The organism is Paraburkholderia ginsengisoli NBRC 100965 (assembly GCF_000739735.1).
Lineage (GTDB): Bacteria > Pseudomonadota > Gammaproteobacteria > Burkholderiales > Burkholderiaceae > Paraburkholderia > Paraburkholderia ginsengisoli.
Genome location: NZ_BBJF01000003.1, coordinates 450,639 through 467,198, shown reverse-complemented (window position 1 = coordinate 467,198; position 16,560 = coordinate 450,639). Strand labels below are relative to the sequence as shown.

The window sequence follows — 16,560 nt, the reverse complement described above, 5'->3', positions numbered from 1 at the left end:
GCGAACGCCCGGCCCGGCAACGGGTCCAGCAATTGCAGGTCGCAGACGTCTATCGCGAAATCAATCGCGTCAAGGCCCGGATACACAGGGCGCAATCGCTTTTGCATGTTTACAATGCGAAGCATCGGCTTCGCGGCGAACCTTTTTATGGCCCGCGCTTTGCATGCACAACCCGAAACACCTCGACCTCACGATCAATTGGAACATTTAACCGTCGCCCAGCGTAACGCCCAGAACGCAAAGCTCGCGAGCTATGCGCACCGGCCGCTTGCGTTTCTCTTCCGCTTTATCCGCCGCCATCCGCTCGCGCATGCGATTGTGCTGTGCAGCGTATTCGCGGCCGTGGGCTGTGCGCTCGCCTCGCAATACGCGATCAAACATCTGATCGACGTGCTCGGCGAAGGCCGGCATCACCCCGGTCCGCTGTGGGGGGCGTTCGCGATCCTCGTCGGCCTGATCGCCGCGGATAATCTGTTGTGGCGGGTCGGCGGCTGGGTCGCCGCGCATACGTTCGTCGCCGTGACCGGCGACCTGCGGCGCGATCTCTTCTCGTATCTGAGCGGACACTCGCCGAGCTACTACTCCGAAAAACAGCCCGGCATGCTAGCAAGCCGGATCACCGCGACGTCCAACGCCGTCTACACCGCCGAGAACACCACTGCGTGGAACGTGCTGCCGCCGTGCATCGCGGTGCTCGGCGCGATCGTCATGATCACCGCGGTGAATCCGCTGATGGCCGGCGGTCTGATGCTGTGCTCGGCGATCCTGTCGGTCGTGCTGTACAAGCTCGCGGGACGCGGCTCGGCGCGCCATCATCATTTCGCGACCAAGGCGGCGTCAGTGGACGGCGAACTGGTCGACGTGATCAGCAACATGGGCCTCGTACGCGCGTTCGGCATGACGTTTCGCGAGCAGCAACGCTTCGGCGCGACGGTCAAGGCCGAGATGGACGCGCGCCAGCAGAGCCTGCTCTATCTGGAAAAGCTGCGGCTGCTGCACGCGGTGATCACCGCGCTGCTGTCAGCGGGTCTGCTCGGCTGGGCGCTGTGGCTGTGGGATCAGGGCAAGGCGACCTCGGGCGACATCGTGCTCGTCAGCTCGCTCGGCTTTACGATTCTGCACGGCACACGCGACCTCGCCGTCGCGCTCGTCGATGTCACGCAGCACGTCGCGCGACTCGCGGAGGCGGTGCGCACGCTGCTCGAACCGCACGGCATGCCGGACCGCGACGGCGCGACCGAACTTGTGCCGCAAGGCGGCCGGGTCGATTTCGAAGGCGTGACGTTCGCGTACCCGCGCCGCCGTCCGATTCTCGATCACTTCGATCTGCATATCGAACCGGGCCAGCGGGTCGGCCTGATCGGCAAGTCGGGCGCGGGCAAGTCCACCGTGCTGGCGCTGCTGCAACGCTTCTACGAAACACAAGGCGGAGCGATCAAAATCGACGGCCAGGATATCGCGGCGGTCACGCAGGACAGCCTGCGCCACTCGATCGCGCTGGTGCCGCAAGATATCTCGCTGTTCCATCGCACGGTGTACGAGAACATCGCTTATGGACGCCCCGAGGCGAGCCGTGAGGAAGTGCTGGCGGCCGCGCGTGAAGCGCGTTGCGCGGACTTTATCGAAGCGATGCCGGAAGGCTACGACACGATCGTCGGCGACCGTGGCGTGAAGCTGTCCGGCGGCCAGCGTCAGCGGATCGCGATTGCGCGGGCCATCCTGAAGAACGCGCCGATCCTGCTGCTCGACGAAGCCACGTCGGCACTCGACAGCGCGTCGGAAGAAGCGATCCAGAAGGCGCTCGACCGGCTGATGGTCGGCCGCACGGTGATCGCGATCGCCCACCGGCTGTCGACGCTGAACAACTTCGACCGCATCATCGTGATGAGCGCGGGCAAGGTAATCGACGACGGCAGCCCGGAAGAGCTGCGCCATCGTCCGGGCCTGTATCACGACCTGCTCACGAAACAGTACGGCAAGGGAGCGACGCTGCACATCGGCGGCAAGAAGGTCGACGAACAGCACGTGGTCTGAGCAACACCGACCAGGCAGAAGAAAAGCCGCTTTTTGAGCGGCTTTTTTTTGTACATGTCCCGAGTGTGCCTGCGCGAATCCACATCAGGCAAATAGCGCCGACGAACTGCGCGCGCCCTATTCCGCCAAGCTCTCACTGATTGATTGCTTGCCCGAGCCCGCACGCACCTTTCTGCTTCGGCTGGCCTTCGCGCTCACCACATTCTGCAGATCGCGCATGAAGTTATCGCGCCAGACCGACACATTGTTCTCGCGCAGCTGCGCCATCATGTCGCGATAGCGCGCCTGACGCTCCGCGAGCGGCATCGCGAGCGCCTTGGCGAGCGCCTCGGCCATGCCGTCGATATCCACCGGATTGACGATCAGCGCCCCCTCCAGCTCCTGCGCCGCGCCGGCAAAACGCGACAGCACCAGCACGCCCGGATTCTCCGGATCCTGCGCCGACACGTACTCCTTCGCGACGAGGTTCATCCCGTCGCGCAGCGGCGTGACGTAGCCGACGTGCGCGGTGCGAAACAGCGCGGCCAGCACCGAGCGCTCGTACTGCTTGTGGATGTAGAGGATCGGCGTCCAGTCGAGTTCGGCGAAGCGTCCGTTGATACGTCCCGACTCGCCTTCGAGCTGCAAACGGATGTCCTGGTATGCGTGCATATCGGCGCGCGTCGGCGGCGCGATCTGCAGGAACGACACCTTGTTGCGTTGCGCGGCCGCGTGTTCGAGCAGCCGTTCGAACGCGCGGAAACGCTCGACCAGCCCTTTCGAATAATCGAGGCGGTCCACACTCATGATCAGCTTGCGCGAATGCAGTGTCGCCTTCATCGTGCGCACCGGCTTGCCACGCTCACCCGCTTTCGCGAGTTCGGCGATCTCGTCCGGATAGACGCCGATCGGATAAGCCGCCGCGCGCAACGTGCGGCCGAACGCGTGAATGGTCTGCGGGCCGTTCGCCGAGGTATCGACCGTGCCGTTCGCTTCGTTGACGATGTAATCGCCGAACGCGCGCAAATCAGGCGCGGTCTGGAAACCGAGCAGATCGAACGAACACAGCGCCTCGACCAGCTCGCGATGCGGCGGCACCGCCAGCAGCACCTGCGAAGCCGGAAACGGGATATGCAGAAAGAAACCGATGCGGTTCTTCACGCCGGCCGCACGCAAGGCCTGCGCGAAGGGGATCAGGTGATAGTCGTGCACCCAGATCACGTCGTCTTCGCGCAGCAGCGGCACGAGCTGTTGCGCGAGCCAGCCATTGACGCGGCAGTAGCCTTCGAAGTCGTGCCGGTCGTATTGCAGCAGATCGGCGCGATAGTGAAACGCCGGCCACAGCGTGGCGTTCGAGAAGCCGCGATAGTACTGGTCGTAATCGCGGCGCATCAGCGCGACGGTCGCGAACGTGACCGGACCGCGCTCCTCGACCTTGATCTGCGGCTGGCCGGAGCTGAGCACGTCACCGCTCCAGCCGAACCACATGCCGCCGGTCTCCTTCAGCGCGTCGTACACGCCGACCGCCAGACCGCCCGCCGCCGGGCCGCCCTCCGAGATCGGCGCCACCCGGTTCGATACGATGATCAGTCGACTCATGAAGCGCGATTCCCGATGCAGTGCGTTGTATGCGTTGAGCGATGCGGCGCCGGCATCATGCTGCGCGCGCCGCCGCGACGATCGATTCGAGCCAGTCGAGCAGCGCCGGCACGGACTCGATGCGCGTATGCGCCATCGTCTCGCCCGCCCCCACTTTGATCGACAGGCCGCCGCGCTCGTTGACCACGGCGAAGCCCTTCTCGTCGGTCAGATCGTCGCCGGCGAACACCGGCTGGCGGCCGACGAACGGCGGCTCGTCCAGGAACGCGCGCATCGCGCGGCCCTTGTCGACATCCTTCGGCTTGATTTCATAGACCATCTTGCCCGGCTGCAAGACGTACGCGCCGGCGTAATCGGCGACCAGCCGCTGGGTCGCCTCGCGCGCGACCGGCTCGCGGTCCGGCGCGTTGCGGTAGTGCAGCGCGAGCGCCGCGCCCTTGATTTCGAGCAGCATGCCGGGGTGTTCGTTGACGACCTGCGCGAGCACCTGCTCCATGCGCAGGAGCCGCTCGTCATGGAAGCCGATGCGCTGTGTGTCGCCATTCGCGTCGCGCCGCTCGGCGCCGTGCAAACCGGCGATCGGCAGATCGGGCATGCCGAGAAACGCGTCGATGCTGTCGATGCCGCGCCCCGACACGATCGCGACCGCGCCGTTCGTCAAGCTGCGCAGCTCGGCCAGCAGGTCGAGCACGCGCGGTTCTACCAGCACGCCGTCTGGCGTGGGCGCGAGTTCGACGAGCGTGCCGTCGAAGTCGAAGAAAAATGCCGTCTCGCTCGGAGACAGAACAGCCGGAAGTGCTTGCATCGCTTGGGTTCGCCTTTCAGCCTTCTGCGGCCGGAAAAGTGTGCGCATCTTACCGCGCATCGGTCAATTTTTCGAGAAAGCAGCGGGAACGGTCGGCAGCCTGTCCGCCGGGTCCGCGTACGTTGACTGGCCCTGGTTGCATTCGGAACGAGAACAATCCGGCTTCAACCCGCTTTCAGCCGGCTGCGTCAAATCGTCCTGTGAACCGCGCGCCGCGGGCGTTGCGCGACGCCGCCGACGATTTTGCGCTACAGTCGCTGCCACGCAGACGCTTGCCGTCGAAGCCATCTTTGCACACTATGGCGGCCTGCTTGCTGCGCGAGAATCAGGCGGAAGCGCGCCGCGCCATCGAGCGGCACCGTCATGCGCCGCTCTTCAATCGAGTCATTGAGCCCTGCTTTGTTCCCGATCATTTCACCTCGACACCCTCAGCCGCCCGTCGCCGCAACGCGCCGGCGACGCACCGAGCGCGGGTTCGCACGGACTTTGATGATAGGCGCACTGACCACCGCATTGGCCACCGTATTGGTCACCACATTGGCCACATTAAGCGCCTGCTCGCCCCGCACGCAGCCCTGGCAGTTGACCAACGTAAGCGGCCATCTTCCGGACCTCGATTTCACGCTGACCGCCGACGACGGCCGCCCCGTCACCGGCGCTTCATTCAAAGGCCGTACGTCGCTCGTCTATTTCGGCTACACGCATTGTCCGGATGTGTGTCCCGAGACGATGGGCCGGCTGATGCAGGTGCTCGGCAAACTCGGCCCGGACGCGCAGAAGGTGCGCATCCTGTTCATCACCGTCGACCCCGCGCGCGACACGCCGCAAGCATTGCGCGATTACGTCGGCGCCTTCGACTCACAGCACGCCGAAGGTTTGACCGGCAGCGACTGGCAGATCGAGTCGCTCGCGAAACGCTATCGCGTCGCCTATCAGATGGAAAAGCGCGACCCCAGCGGCAATTACGAAGTCACGCACAGCTCCGCCGTTTATGTGTTCGACAGCCAGGGTCACGCGCGCCTGCTGGCCACCGACCACGACACTCCCGATACGATCGCGCAAGACCTGCGTCGTATCATCGATGCCCGTTCCTGACCTTTCCCGAGTCCATTCATGTCGATCAAGATCAAAACGTTCGCTTCACTGAGCTGCGCTCTCGCCGTCTCCCTCCCGTTCGGTTTCGCTTCGTCCGCGCAAGCCGCCGGCGCCAATGCGATCAGCGTCAAGGATGCATGGGTGCGGTGGCTGCCAAACAACCTGCCCGCGGCCGGCTACGCGACGCTCGTCAACGCGAGCGACAAGCCGGTCGACCTCGTCGACATTTCCAGCAACGACTATGGCGACGCGATGCTGCATCAGACCGTGTCGAACGGTTCGTCGCAGAAGATGGTGATGGTCGACAAGCTGACGGTGCCCGCGCACGGCCAGGTGTCGATCTCGCCGGGCGGCTATCACGTGATGCTCGAAGACGCGAAGCACAAAGTCGCACCGGGCGACACCGTGCATCTGCAGCTCAAGTTCTCCGACGGCGAAACGCTCGATACGCCGTTCGCCGTCAAGTCGCCCGCGCAGACCAAGTAACCCGAGCAACGTGCAGCGATGAATCTGCTCTACTGGCTCGACCCCTGGGAATTCTCGCCGACCGTCGTGATCGCGCTGCTGGTGCCGGCGATCCTGTTCGTGCGCGGCGCGCGTCGTGCGAAGCTGTCGTTCGCGCGGCGCCTTTCCTTCTGGTTCGGGCTAATGGCGCTATATGCCGTGCTGCATACGCGGCTCGATTATTTCTTCGAGCATGAGTTTTTCATGCATCGGCTGCAGCATCTGGTGCTGCATCACCTCGGGCCATTCTTCATCGCGCTGTCGTATCCGGGCGCAGCGTTGCGTGCGGGTATTCCGTTTTCGTGGCGGCAGCGCTTCGTGCGGCCCGCGCTGGCGACGCCGATCATGCGCAAGCTGCTCGACGTGGTGATGCACCCTGTCGTCGCGGTCACGCTGTTCGTCGGGCTGATCTACTTCTGGCTGATGTCGCCGATTCATTTCGTCGCGATGCTCGACTGGCGGCTGTATCGCGTGATGAACTGGAGCATGGTGATCGACGGCCTGCTGTTCTGGTGGCTCGTGCTCGATCCGCGACCGGCGCCGCCGGCGCGTCTGGCGCCCGGCAAGCGCGTGCTGGTGGTGATCGCCGCGATTCCGCCGCAGATCATCCTCGGCGCGTTCATCTTTTTCACACCGCATGAGTTGTATCCGATCTATTCGATCTGCGGCCGCGCGTTCACATGGCTCAGCCCGATGCGCGATCAGCAGATCGGCGGGCTGTTGCTGTGGATTCCGGGTTCGATGATGAGCGTGATCGGCGCGCTGATCGCGCTGCGTCACTGGATGCGACTGTCGGCACGCGGACGCCTGCGTGCCGAACGGCGTGGGAAGGCGCGGGATTTCTCGCATACGTCGACGGCGACAGCCTCAGCACCGGCGAGCGGACGGCGCGGATAGCGGTATCGCGGCTGATCGAAGGGCAGCGCTTGATTGCAAACGATCGAAGCGCGCCACCGGACTCGTGCCGCGCTTCACGACGACACACTCAGACCGAACGCATCCACACGTGCGGGATGCCATCCTCGTCGTGAATCTCCGAGACCAGCGCAAAGCCGAATGCGCCATAGAAGCCTTGCAGATGCGCCTGCGCATGCAGACGGATCGGCGTCGCGGGCCACTGCGCGCGAATATGCGTGAGCGAGCGTTCGAGCATCGCGTTGCCCAGACCAATGCCGCGAAACTGCGCCGTGGTCAGCACCCGGCCAATGCGCACATCGGGGTCCGTCACATCGGGCAGCAGCACCCGCAAGTAGCCCGCCAGTTGCGGCGCCGCTCCATCGACGCCGTCACCATACGCCAACAGATGCCACGCCTGTATATCGAGCCCGTCGATATCGCAATACACGCAGTCCTGTTCGACAATGAACACCGCGCTGCGCGCGGCTAGCAGCTCATAGACTTCGACGCTCGTGAGGTCCGCGAAAGTTTTCCAGCGCCATTCGAGTTGGGCGAGCCGCGTAGCGGCGGATTGCTTCGTTTCAGTCATCAGATGCTTTCAAAAAAGATGCGCGACGGCGCGGGCGACGAGCCGCAATTATGCCGCGCGCGAGAGCCTAAAGCCACGCGGGCGTGCCGCGCCTCCCGCCTTTTCCATGCTTCAGCTACGTTGCGCGGTGCGCGCCTTCGACGCCTGCTTGTGGCTGTACATTGCCGCATCGGCCGCGGCCAGCAATTCGGCAATCGACACGTGGCGGGCGGGATCGTAGCGCATCTGCCCTACGCTATAGCGGATCTGATAACCGCGCCGCGCTTCGGCATTGCGCACGTCGAGCAATTGCGTGAGACGCTGCGTCACCTCCTGCGTCTCCGTGTTGTCCGCATCGGTCAGCAGCGCGACGAACTCGTCGCCGCCGAGCCGTCCGATCACGTCGCTTTCGCGCAGCGCGGTACGCAAAACTTCGGCGAAGGTTTGCAACGCGCGGTCGCCTTCGGCATGACCGCGCGTGTCGTTGATCTGCTTGAAGTCGTTCAGATCGAAGAACAGCAGCGACGCCGGCTTGTCCATCCGCTTGCAGACGTTCAGCGCGTGTTGCGCGAGCGCTTCGAAACCGCGCCGGTTGGACAGCAGCGTCAGGTCGTCGAGCGTGGCGAGCTGCACCGCCGCCAGTTCCTGTTCGGCCATATGCGCGAGATCGCGCAGCAAGGCTCGTTCTTCGTCGTCGAGGCCGCGCGGCTTCACGTCGATCAGACACAGTGTGCCCAGCTTGCTGCCATTCGCGACCGTCAACGGGCAGCCGGCATAGAAGCGGATATTCGGGTCGTCCGTGACCAGCGGATTGTCGTGGAAGCGCTCGTCGGCGAGCGTGTCGGGCACCATGAAAATGTCGTCGTCCAGAATCGCGTGCGCGCAGAACGACACGTCGCGCGACGTCTCGGCCGCCGTCAGCCCCGCGCACGACTTGAACCATTGACGGTTCGTATCGACAAGGCTCACGAGCGCGATCGGCACGCCGAAGAGGCGCTTCGCGAGCCGGGTCAGCCGGTCGAAGCGTTCTTCCGGCGACGTGTCGAGAATGTGCAGCGCCCGCAAGGTGTCGATACGGGCGCTTTCATTGCTGGGCATCGGTGGGACATGCATGTCGTGTTCCCTGGGCTGCGTGATGATCGGAGTCGTGGGCCGCTAGTGTATAGCGGCACTCTTCACCGTGGGATTGAGCGAGGCCGTCGGAGTTCCGGCATTGGGGGTGCGTGGACACGCCGGCAGCGGGCTGCGACGCGCCTAGAAGACCGGTTCGACAGGCTGTTCCAGGCACTCGAGCAGATTGCCCGGCCCGCATAAATGCAGCGCGCCGACCACCACCAGGGTGCGCTCGCGCTGTGGAAGCAACGCCCTCAAACGCGCGGCCCATGCGCGATTGCGCGCATCGAGAATCGCGTGGCGGATGCCTGGAAGATTGAACATCGGCGACTCGACGGCGATCTGTTGCACCGCTTGCAGATCGCCTTCCAGCCAGGCCGCGTGCATCCGTTCGAGCGTGCGTTGCGGCTCGTCGCGCTCAGCCATCAGCAGGCGGAGCGCCGCGCCGATCGCCTCCATCGGAATCGATGCGAGCAGCTCCGCCACTTCTTGCGCGGTCTCGAGATAGCGATAGGGTTTGGCTTGCGTGATCGCCGAGCGCAGCATGCGCGGCTCGACGCCTTCGACGACCTGCTGAAACAGTGTCGGCGCGACAACCAGCACGGCCCACGGATGCAGGTCGGCCAGCGGGCCCACGGGGCCGTCTGCGGGCCACAGCGATTGTAGTTGCGCCCATGCGTCGGCGGGCAGCAAAGCTCGCAGTCCAGCGGCGCCGCGCTGCGGGTCGGTCTTCAGGAACGGCAGGATGGTCGGCGGATCGGATTCGAAGATCAGCGCTTCGGCCCAGTCATAGGCTTCGGCGACCCAGGGCGGTGTTCTGCGACTGGTCGCGGGAAACAGATGCATCGAGCCGAGCACGCGCAAGTTGGTGCCGGTGAGTTGTAGGTACATGCGGCCTCGGTAGGAACGGGCAATCACGCATTGTGCGTCATCAGCATCACGATGACGGCGACGCAGAATCACCGCTGCGATCGCACAGCATCGGCGGATGACATTTGCTTCGTCCGGTCGCAATGCCGGGTCGCATGACTCGCTCGCATTCGCCACGACAAAAGCGCCGCGCAAAAAAGAAAAGCCCCGACAAGTCGGGGCTTTTCTTTACATCAACTACTGGAGGCGCGAGCCGGAGTCGAACCGGCCTAAACGGCTTTGCAGGCCGCTGCATAACCGCTTTGCTATCGCGCCGCAAGCGGACTGGAACCTAGCTGCAGGCTCGCAGATTTGTCTGGTGGACGATCAGAACACTCGGAACGATCAGCCCATCAAACAAAAAGGGAAGCGCTGCTTCCCCTTATGTATGGAGCGGGAGACGAGGCTCGAACTCGCGACCTCAACCTTGGCAAGGTTGCGCTCTACCAACTGAGCTACTCCCGCATTGCACTGCTTTACCACCACAACGCGCTGCATTTCTACTTCGCCAAACAACGCGGTGCTTCAAAAAACTGGAGCGGGAGACGAGGCTCGAACTCGCGACCTCAACCTTGGCAAGGTTGCGCTCTACCAACTGAGCTACTCCCGCGTTGTACTGCTACTTGCTGCTAACTACTGCCTTATTTACTGCAACTACTCTCTTACTGCGTCCGTTGCCTCAAACTGCGTGCATCGGAGAAACGAGATTATGGAGAAACGACTGAAACGTGTCAACCCCTTTTGCGAATGTCTTTAATAAAAGTTTTCGCCGATGCGTCGGTCACGTTCGAACCTGCTTTCGCGCACCCGCAATCGCCGTCGACGTGACCTTCTCCACTCACGCAACGCCACCTCGTTCGCGAATCTGCGGCCACGCGAGCTTCATGTAGTAGAGCATCGACCAGATCGTCAGGAACGCGGCCAGATAGATCAGCCACAGCCCCCACACGCGTGTGTCGACCGTCACGCCGCCGCCGAATGACAACGGTCCGTAGAACAGCAGCATTGGAATCGCCACCATCTGACAGACCGTCTTGAATTTGCCGAGCGAATTCACCGCGACGCTCTTCGACGCGCCGATCTGCGCCATCCACTCGCGCAGCGCGGAGATCGCAATCTCGCGCCCGACGATCACCAGCGCAATCGCCGAATCGATCCGCGCGAGTTGCACGAGCACGAGCAACGCGGCGGTCACCATCAGCTTGTCGGCGACCGGATCGAGAAACGCGCCGAACGCCGAGGTCTGATTCCACTTGCGGGCCAGAAAGCCGTCGAACCAGTCGGTGAGCGCCGCCAGAATGAAGATCGTTGCAGCCGCGAGATTGCGGTGCGCGGGGCTCATCATCATGTCGGGCAAATAGAACACGCCGACGACGAGCGGAATCAGGACGATCCGCAGCCAGGTCAGGAATATCGGGAAATTAAACGGCATGGGCAGGCGCAGCGTCTGACGAGTGAGATGCAATTGTGCCGTGTCACAGGGCCTGCCACAAGCAAAGCGGCGCGCTAGCGTGGGGGCGCGGGCCGCGTGGGTGCCACCGGGCGGGTGCTGATGGGTTGTCGGCCGGTCGCTGCTGGCGGCAGAGCGGATGCTCATTGCGCAGTGAGCGACTGCGCAATGACTGCTTATTGGCCACTTAGCGACCGCTCATCGCCTGACCCGCCCCTGCTCCAGCGCGCCGCGTTCAGTGCAATTGCCGGTAGATCTGTTCGGCCAGCGCCTGCGAAATCCCTTCGACGCTCGCCAGATCCTCGACGCTCGCGGCGACCACGCCGCGCAATCCGCCGAACCGCGCGAGCAACCGTTGACGCCGTTTCGCACCCACGCCTTCGAGTTCTTCGAGCCGCGACGTCTGCCGCGTCTTGCCGCGCTTCGCGCGCATGCCGGTGATCGCGAAGCGGTGCGCCTCGTCGCGAATCTGCGCGACCAGCATCAGCGCCGCGCTTTCCTTGCCGAGTTCGAGCGGCGCGCGGCCGTCGGCGAAGATCAGCGTTTCGAGGCCGACCTTGCGGCCCTCGCCCTTCGCGACGCCGACCAGCATGCCGGTGTCTAGCCCCAGCTCGGTGAACACCTGGCGCGCGATCTCGACCTGGCCCTTGCCGCCGTCGATCAACACGATGGTCGGCAAAATGCCGCCTGCCGCCGCCGGTTCCGCGGCATCCGTTGCGAGCGACGCAGCGGCGGCCGCGTCGCCTTGCAATTCGGCGGCTGCGTCGGCGGCATTCGCGGCGGCCTGCGCGACCATCTTCTCGTAGCGACGCGTAAGCACCTGGCGCATCGCCGCGTAGTCGTCGCCGGGCGTGATGCCGGTGATGTTGTAGCGGCGGTATTCGGACGACTGCATCTTGTGATGGTGATACACCACGCACGACGCCTGCGTCGCCTCGCCCATCGTATGGCTGATGTCGAAGCACTCGATCCGCAGATGCGCGAGGTCGTCGCATTCCATGCCGAGCGTATCGGTGAGCGCGCGCGTGCGGGCCTGTTGCGAGCCCTGCTCCGACAGCAGACGAGCCAGCGCGAGCCGCGCATTCTGCTCAGCCATCGCGAGCCACGCGCGCCGTTGTCCTTGTGGCTGACGCAGCACGGTCACCTTGTGGCCGGCCTGCTCGGTCAGCACGTCGACCAGTTCGCGCGTGGCCGGCGCGTGGCTGACGACCAGCACGGGTGGCACGCGATTGCCCAGGTAATGCTGGGCGATGAACGCTTCGAGCACTTCAGATTCGATCCCGCCGGACGTGCGGCCTTTACGCGGCGTCGACGGTTCGGAAGCGACAAGGTTTGTGGCGGTGATGTCGTCAGCATCAGCGACGTCGGCTTCGTCCTCTTCCGCGTCTTCGTCTTCCGACGGCATGTCGTGCGCGATCGCGAGCGCATCGGCAGCGGCATCGGCAGCGGCCGTCTCGGACGACTCCACGTCACCGCTCACGCCCAGCTCCCCCGCGCGACCCGCATCCATCGCGACGCCGAGCAGCGCCTCATCTTCGCCGCCCTCTTCGAGCCCGCCCTCGTCCGCCGTCAACGCGCTTTCCACATGCGCGGGGAAATACGCCTTGTCGCCGAGGTGCCGGCCGCCGCGCACCATCGCGAGATTCACGCAGACACGCCCACCCAACGCGACCACCGCGAGAATGTCGACGTCGCTATCGCTGCCGACTTCGATCGCCTGCTGATGCAGCACCGTCGACAGCGAACTCATCTGGTTGCGCACCGCCGCGGCCTGCTCGAACTTCAGCTCGCTCGCGAACGCGTGCATCTTCTGCTCGAGCTCCTTCATCACCTCGCCCTGCCGGCCGAGCAGAAAGCGCGACGCGTTGGCGACGTCGCGCGCGTAATCCTCTTCGCTGATATTCCCGACGCACGGCGCCGTGCAGCGGCCGATCTGATGCAGCAGGCAAGGCCGCGTGCGGTTGTTGAACACGGAGTCTTCGCAGGTGCGCAACTGGAACACGCGCTGCAGGATCTGAATGCTCTCGCGCACCGCCCACGCGCTCGGGAACGGCCCGAAGTATTGATTCTTGCGATCCACCGAACCCCGGTAATAGGCCATGCGCGGAAATTTGTGGCCGGTCAGCTTGAGGTACGGATACGACTTGTCGTCGCGAAACAGAATGTTGTAGCGCGGCGCGAGTGCCTTGATCAGATTGTTTTCGAGAAGCAGCGCTTCGGCCTCGGAGCGCGTGACGGTCGTCTCGATGCGCGCGATGCGCGTCACCATCATCGCGATGCGCGGCGACAACAGCGTCTTCGTGAAGTAGCTCGACACGCGCTTCTTGAGATCGCGCGCCTTGCCCACGTAGAGCACCGCGCCGTGTGTGTCGTAATAACGATAGACGCCGGGCAGATGCGGTAGCTGGGCGAGCACTTTTTTCGGCTCGAAAACGTCGGTTGCTTCGGGTTCGGTCATGCAGGGTCGATTAGGTGGGACTGTCTCGCGAGGCCTTGCGCCGCGTGGCGCGCGCCTCGCAAAACTGGCGCACACAATCGGGGGCGAGGCTTTAGAATCGCCAGTTTAGAACATTCCGCGTGCGTTCGAACCGTGCCGCGCGCCGAACCCGGCAACGCTCGGGGGCGGCGTAGCGCGACAGGAGCCGCGGGGTCGTCCAGCGCGCGAACCGCGCCCGTCGTTCGAATCCGCCCATCAGGCCGCCATGTCCACCGACCCGACCCGCTCCGCGCCCACCGCCGCCGTATCCGCTTCCACCGCGATCGCCTGCGATATCTTCTGCGCGGTGATCGACAATTTCGGCGACATCGGCGTGTGCTGGCGCCTCGCGCGCCAACTCGCGAGCGAGCACGGCTGGCAGGTGCGCGTGTTCGCCGACGATCTGCATGCGTTCCAGAAACTCTGTCCGTCGCTGGCGCTGGATCGCGCGCGGCAGACGGTCGGCGGGATCGTCGTCGAACATTGGCGCGAGCCGGCCCATGCCGGCGACACGCTCGAAGTTGCCGATGTCGTGATCGAGGCGTTCGGCTGCGAACTGCCGCCCATCTACGTCGCCGCGATGGCGGAGCGCGAGCGCGCGCCGGTCTGGTTCAATCTCGAATATCTGAGCGCCGAGGATTGGGTCGCGGACTTTCATCTGCGACCGTCGCCCCATCCGCGCTATGCGCTGACGAAGACGTTCTTTTTCCCGGGACTCGGCCCCGGCACAGGCGGCGTGCTGAAGGAACGGCATCTCGACGCGGCGCGCGCGGCCTTCGAGGCATCGCCCGAAGCGCGCGACGCATGGTGGCGGCAGACCACCGGCCACGCGCCGCCGCCCGCCGACGCGACGGTCGTCTCGCTGTTCGCGTACGAAAACCCCGCCGTCGACAGCCTGCTCGAACAATGGCGCGACAGCGCCGGGCCGGTCGTGCTGCTGGTGCCCGAAGGCCGCATTTCCGGCGCGGTGGCGCGCTTTTTCGGCCAGTCGTCGTTTCCCGCCGGCACGCACGCCGCGCGCGGCAACCTGACCGCGCATGCGCTCGCCTTCACCGCGCAAGCCGGCTACGACGCGCTGTTGTGGGCGAGCAATATCAACTTCGTACGCGGCGAAGATTCGTTCGTACGCGCCCAATGGGCGGCGAAACCGTTCGTTTGGCACATCTACCCGCAGGCCGACGACGCCCATCTGCCGAAGCTCGACGCTGCGCTCGCGCACTACGCCCGCACCCTGCCCGCCGACGCGCAGGAAGCCCTCGCGCGTTTCTGGCACGCATGGAACGGCGCGGGCCGCCCGGATTGGGCGGAATTCCAGCGCCACCGCCCGGCGCTGCAGCGGCGGGCCGCCGAATGGGCCGGCGAACTCGCCCAGGTAGGCGACCTCGCTGGAAATCTGGCCTTGTTCGCAAAAAGTCAGTTAAAATAAGCGGTTATCCAACGGCCGACGACGCAAGCGCGGCCCGATCGCAACAGCGAACCCGGCATTGAAAGATGTCGTGACAGATGCCAGATGTGCCCGACCTCCGGGTCGACGGCGCCAATGTCAAAAAAGGGACGTATGTTGTGGCTCGGCGCCACTCGTGTACACGCCCGCTCCGGGTAAAAAGCAGGTAACGGATGGTTGGGGATCGCCGGAATCAAGGGCTGCGCAATGCGGCCCCGCCGCCGCTCCTCACGGCAAGCCGGCCACGCTTCACCGATTCGCGTTCCGCCGCCGGATTCATTCGGCGCGGCGTGCGATCGGCAAAGCGCCGAAGCCGCTTGCGCCGTATGCCGTTGAGCAAAAGTTGAAGCTACTCATTTCGTACAGGACAGTTTTATGAAGACCGCACAGGAACTCCGCACCGGCAACGTCGTGATGATCGGCGCAGACGCAATGGTCGTGCAAAAGGCCGAATACAACAAATCGGGCCGTAACTCCGCCGTCGTCAAGATGAAGTTCAAGAACCTGCTGACCGGCGCAGGCATGGAAAGCGTGTACAAGGCAGACGACAAGTTCGACGTCGTCGTGCTGGAACGCAAGGAAGTGACGTACTCGTACTTCGCCGACCCGATGTACGTGTTCATGGACGCCGACTACAACCAGTTCGAAGTCGAAAGCGAAATGATGGGCGACGCCCTTCACTACCTCGAAGACGGCATGGCTTGCGAAGTCGTGTTCTACAACGAGAAAGCCATTTCGGTCGAACTGCCCACCACGCTGGTCCGCGAGATCATCTACACGGAACCGGCTGTCAAGGGCGATACGTCGTCGGGCAAGGTGCTGAAGAACGCCAAGCTGACCACCGGCTTCGAACTGCAAGTGCCGCTCTTCTGCAATATCGGCGACAAGATCGAAATCGACACGCGTACCCACGAGTACCGCAGCCGCGCGTAAGCGCCTGCACGCCTGAATCCCGCGCCGGCGCAACGCCCGCGCTGCGGAAAAAATGGCAAAAAAAAGCGCCCAATGTGGGCGCTTTTTCTTTTTCGCGACGCCGTGTACGGTTGAGGAAAACTTTACCGGCACGCTTCTCCAAATTGCCGTCCCGCGCTCCAATCTTCCCGCCCGGCAGTGGACAAACCATTGAAAAGTTTAAGCAAATGCAGGTGGCATAGTCCCTGCTTGCTGTGAACCCAAGCCGGTACGGCTTTATTTTTTTCAACACGGGAGAGCACCATGAATAACGACATTGCTGAAGGCAAGTGGAAACAGATGGTCGGCAAGGCGAAGACAGCATGGGGCGAACTGACGGACGACGAATTGACCAAGGCCGAAGGCCGCGCCGACAAACTCGCCGGCCTGATTCAGGAACGCTACGGCAAGACCCGCGAAGAGGCGGAACGTGAAGTGCGCCGGTTTTTCGATAGCAACCGGGATTTCTGACAGAGCGGATGCAAGAACTACAGACGCCCTGACTGCGCCCGCCGGCGTAAAACGGGCGTCACCGTGAAAGCCAAAGGACCAGAATTTCGTGAGTCGAATTGCTGCCCCATTTGCTGCGTGCCGCGCCCCGGCGATTCGCATGGCTGTCGTCCATGCCGGGCACCTCCCGGCTCGGCATCCGACTCATCGTACCGGCCAGCCACCGCGCCTGTATTGCGCGCCCGTCGAAAGAGCGGCGCAGCGCAGCGGGTATTCCATCCATCTA

General features: G+C 64.0%; 14 protein-coding genes and 3 tRNA genes. 7 read left to right on the top strand and 10 right to left on the bottom strand.

What is annotated here, in order from left to right; translation table 11 throughout:
- The first annotated feature begins 147 nt into the window (after nt 1-147).
- Complete coding sequence (locus tag BGI01S_RS03210) at nt 148-2,034, top strand: ABC transporter ATP-binding protein (RefSeq protein ID WP_232624339.1); 1,887 nt, start codon at nt 148-150, stop codon at nt 2,032-2,034.
- A 117-nt stretch (nt 2,035-2,151) separates the two neighbouring features.
- On the opposite strand, the gene otsA is transcribed toward BGI01S_RS03210, so the two are convergent.
- Nucleotides 2,152-3,612 carry an alpha,alpha-trehalose-phosphate synthase (UDP-forming) gene (gene otsA, locus BGI01S_RS03205; protein ID WP_042322110.1) on the bottom strand — a complete coding sequence of 487 codons (1,461 nt, stop codon included), beginning with the start codon at nt 3,610-3,612 and terminating at the stop codon, nt 2,152-2,154.
- Between the two features lie 55 nt (nt 3,613-3,667).
- Complete coding sequence (otsB, locus tag BGI01S_RS03200) at nt 3,668-4,417, bottom strand: trehalose-phosphatase (protein WP_042322107.1); 750 nt, start codon at nt 4,415-4,417, stop codon at nt 3,668-3,670.
- A gap of 489 nt (nt 4,418-4,906) precedes the next feature.
- On the opposite strand from otsB, the gene BGI01S_RS03195 reads away from it, so the two are divergent.
- The 3 genes from BGI01S_RS03195 to BGI01S_RS03185 are packed head-to-tail and all read left to right on the top strand — an operon-like array spanning nt 4,907 to nt 6,913.
- Entirely contained in the window at nt 4,907-5,512 is a 606-nt protein-coding gene (locus BGI01S_RS03195) for an SCO family protein (protein WP_042322105.1), read from the top strand.
- Nucleotides 5,513-5,530: 18 nt separating this feature from the next.
- On the top strand, nt 5,531-5,998 hold the full coding sequence (locus tag BGI01S_RS03190; protein WP_042322103.1) for a copper chaperone PCu(A)C: 468 nt from the start codon (nt 5,531-5,533) through the stop codon (nt 5,996-5,998).
- An 18-nt stretch (nt 5,999-6,016) separates the two neighbouring features.
- Nucleotides 6,017-6,913, top strand: coding sequence for a cytochrome c oxidase assembly protein (locus BGI01S_RS03185; protein ID WP_042322101.1), 897 nt, complete (start codon nt 6,017-6,019; stop codon nt 6,911-6,913).
- A gap of 88 nt (nt 6,914-7,001) precedes the next feature.
- Here BGI01S_RS03185 and BGI01S_RS03180 read toward each other — a convergent pair whose 3' ends face one another.
- The 8 genes from BGI01S_RS03180 to uvrC form a co-directional block, all read right to left on the bottom strand.
- Nucleotides 7,002-7,502, bottom strand: coding sequence for a GNAT family N-acetyltransferase (locus tag BGI01S_RS03180; protein WP_042322099.1), 501 nt, complete (start codon nt 7,500-7,502; stop codon nt 7,002-7,004).
- A gap of 111 nt (nt 7,503-7,613) precedes the next feature.
- Nucleotides 7,614-8,594 carry a sensor domain-containing diguanylate cyclase gene (locus BGI01S_RS03175; RefSeq protein WP_042322098.1) on the bottom strand — a complete coding sequence of 327 codons (981 nt, stop codon included), beginning with the start codon at nt 8,592-8,594 and terminating at the stop codon, nt 7,614-7,616.
- A gap of 141 nt (nt 8,595-8,735) precedes the next feature.
- Entirely contained in the window at nt 8,736-9,485 is a 750-nt protein-coding gene (locus tag BGI01S_RS03170; protein WP_042322096.1) for a TraB/GumN family protein, read from the bottom strand.
- A gap of 220 nt (nt 9,486-9,705) precedes the next feature.
- Nucleotides 9,706-9,779: transfer RNA gene (locus BGI01S_RS03165), tRNA-Cys, on the bottom strand.
- 113 nt (nt 9,780-9,892) lie between these two features.
- Nucleotides 9,893-9,968: transfer RNA gene (locus BGI01S_RS03160), tRNA-Gly, on the bottom strand.
- A 69-nt stretch (nt 9,969-10,037) separates the two neighbouring features.
- Nucleotides 10,038-10,113, bottom strand: a tRNA-Gly gene (locus BGI01S_RS03155).
- Nucleotides 10,114-10,341: 228 nt separating this feature from the next.
- Entirely contained in the window at nt 10,342-10,935 is a 594-nt protein-coding gene (gene pgsA / locus BGI01S_RS03150) for a CDP-diacylglycerol--glycerol-3-phosphate 3-phosphatidyltransferase (RefSeq protein WP_042322616.1), read from the bottom strand.
- Nucleotides 10,936-11,188: 253 nt separating this feature from the next.
- Entirely contained in the window at nt 11,189-13,411 is a 2,223-nt protein-coding gene (gene uvrC / locus BGI01S_RS03145) for an excinuclease ABC subunit UvrC (RefSeq protein WP_042322094.1), read from the bottom strand.
- Between the two features lie 244 nt (nt 13,412-13,655).
- Here uvrC and earP point away from each other — a divergent pair, with 244 nt between their 5' ends.
- The 3 genes from earP to BGI01S_RS03130 all read left to right on the top strand — a co-directional run bounded on the left by earP (nt 13,656) and on the right by BGI01S_RS03130 (nt 16,295).
- Nucleotides 13,656-14,855, top strand: coding sequence for an elongation factor P maturation arginine rhamnosyltransferase EarP (gene earP, locus BGI01S_RS03140; RefSeq protein ID WP_042322092.1), 1,200 nt, complete (start codon nt 13,656-13,658; stop codon nt 14,853-14,855).
- A 393-nt stretch (nt 14,856-15,248) separates the two neighbouring features.
- Nucleotides 15,249-15,806: an elongation factor P gene (efp, locus tag BGI01S_RS03135; protein WP_042322091.1), complete on the top strand. Its 558-nt coding sequence runs from the start codon at nt 15,249-15,251 to the stop codon at nt 15,804-15,806.
- A gap of 282 nt (nt 15,807-16,088) precedes the next feature.
- The gene (locus tag BGI01S_RS03130; RefSeq protein ID WP_012433871.1) at nt 16,089-16,295 is read left to right on the top strand and encodes a CsbD family protein; all 207 of its coding nucleotides are present in this window, start codon (nt 16,089-16,091) and stop codon (nt 16,293-16,295) included.
- The last annotated feature ends 265 nt before the right edge of the window (nt 16,296-16,560 follow it).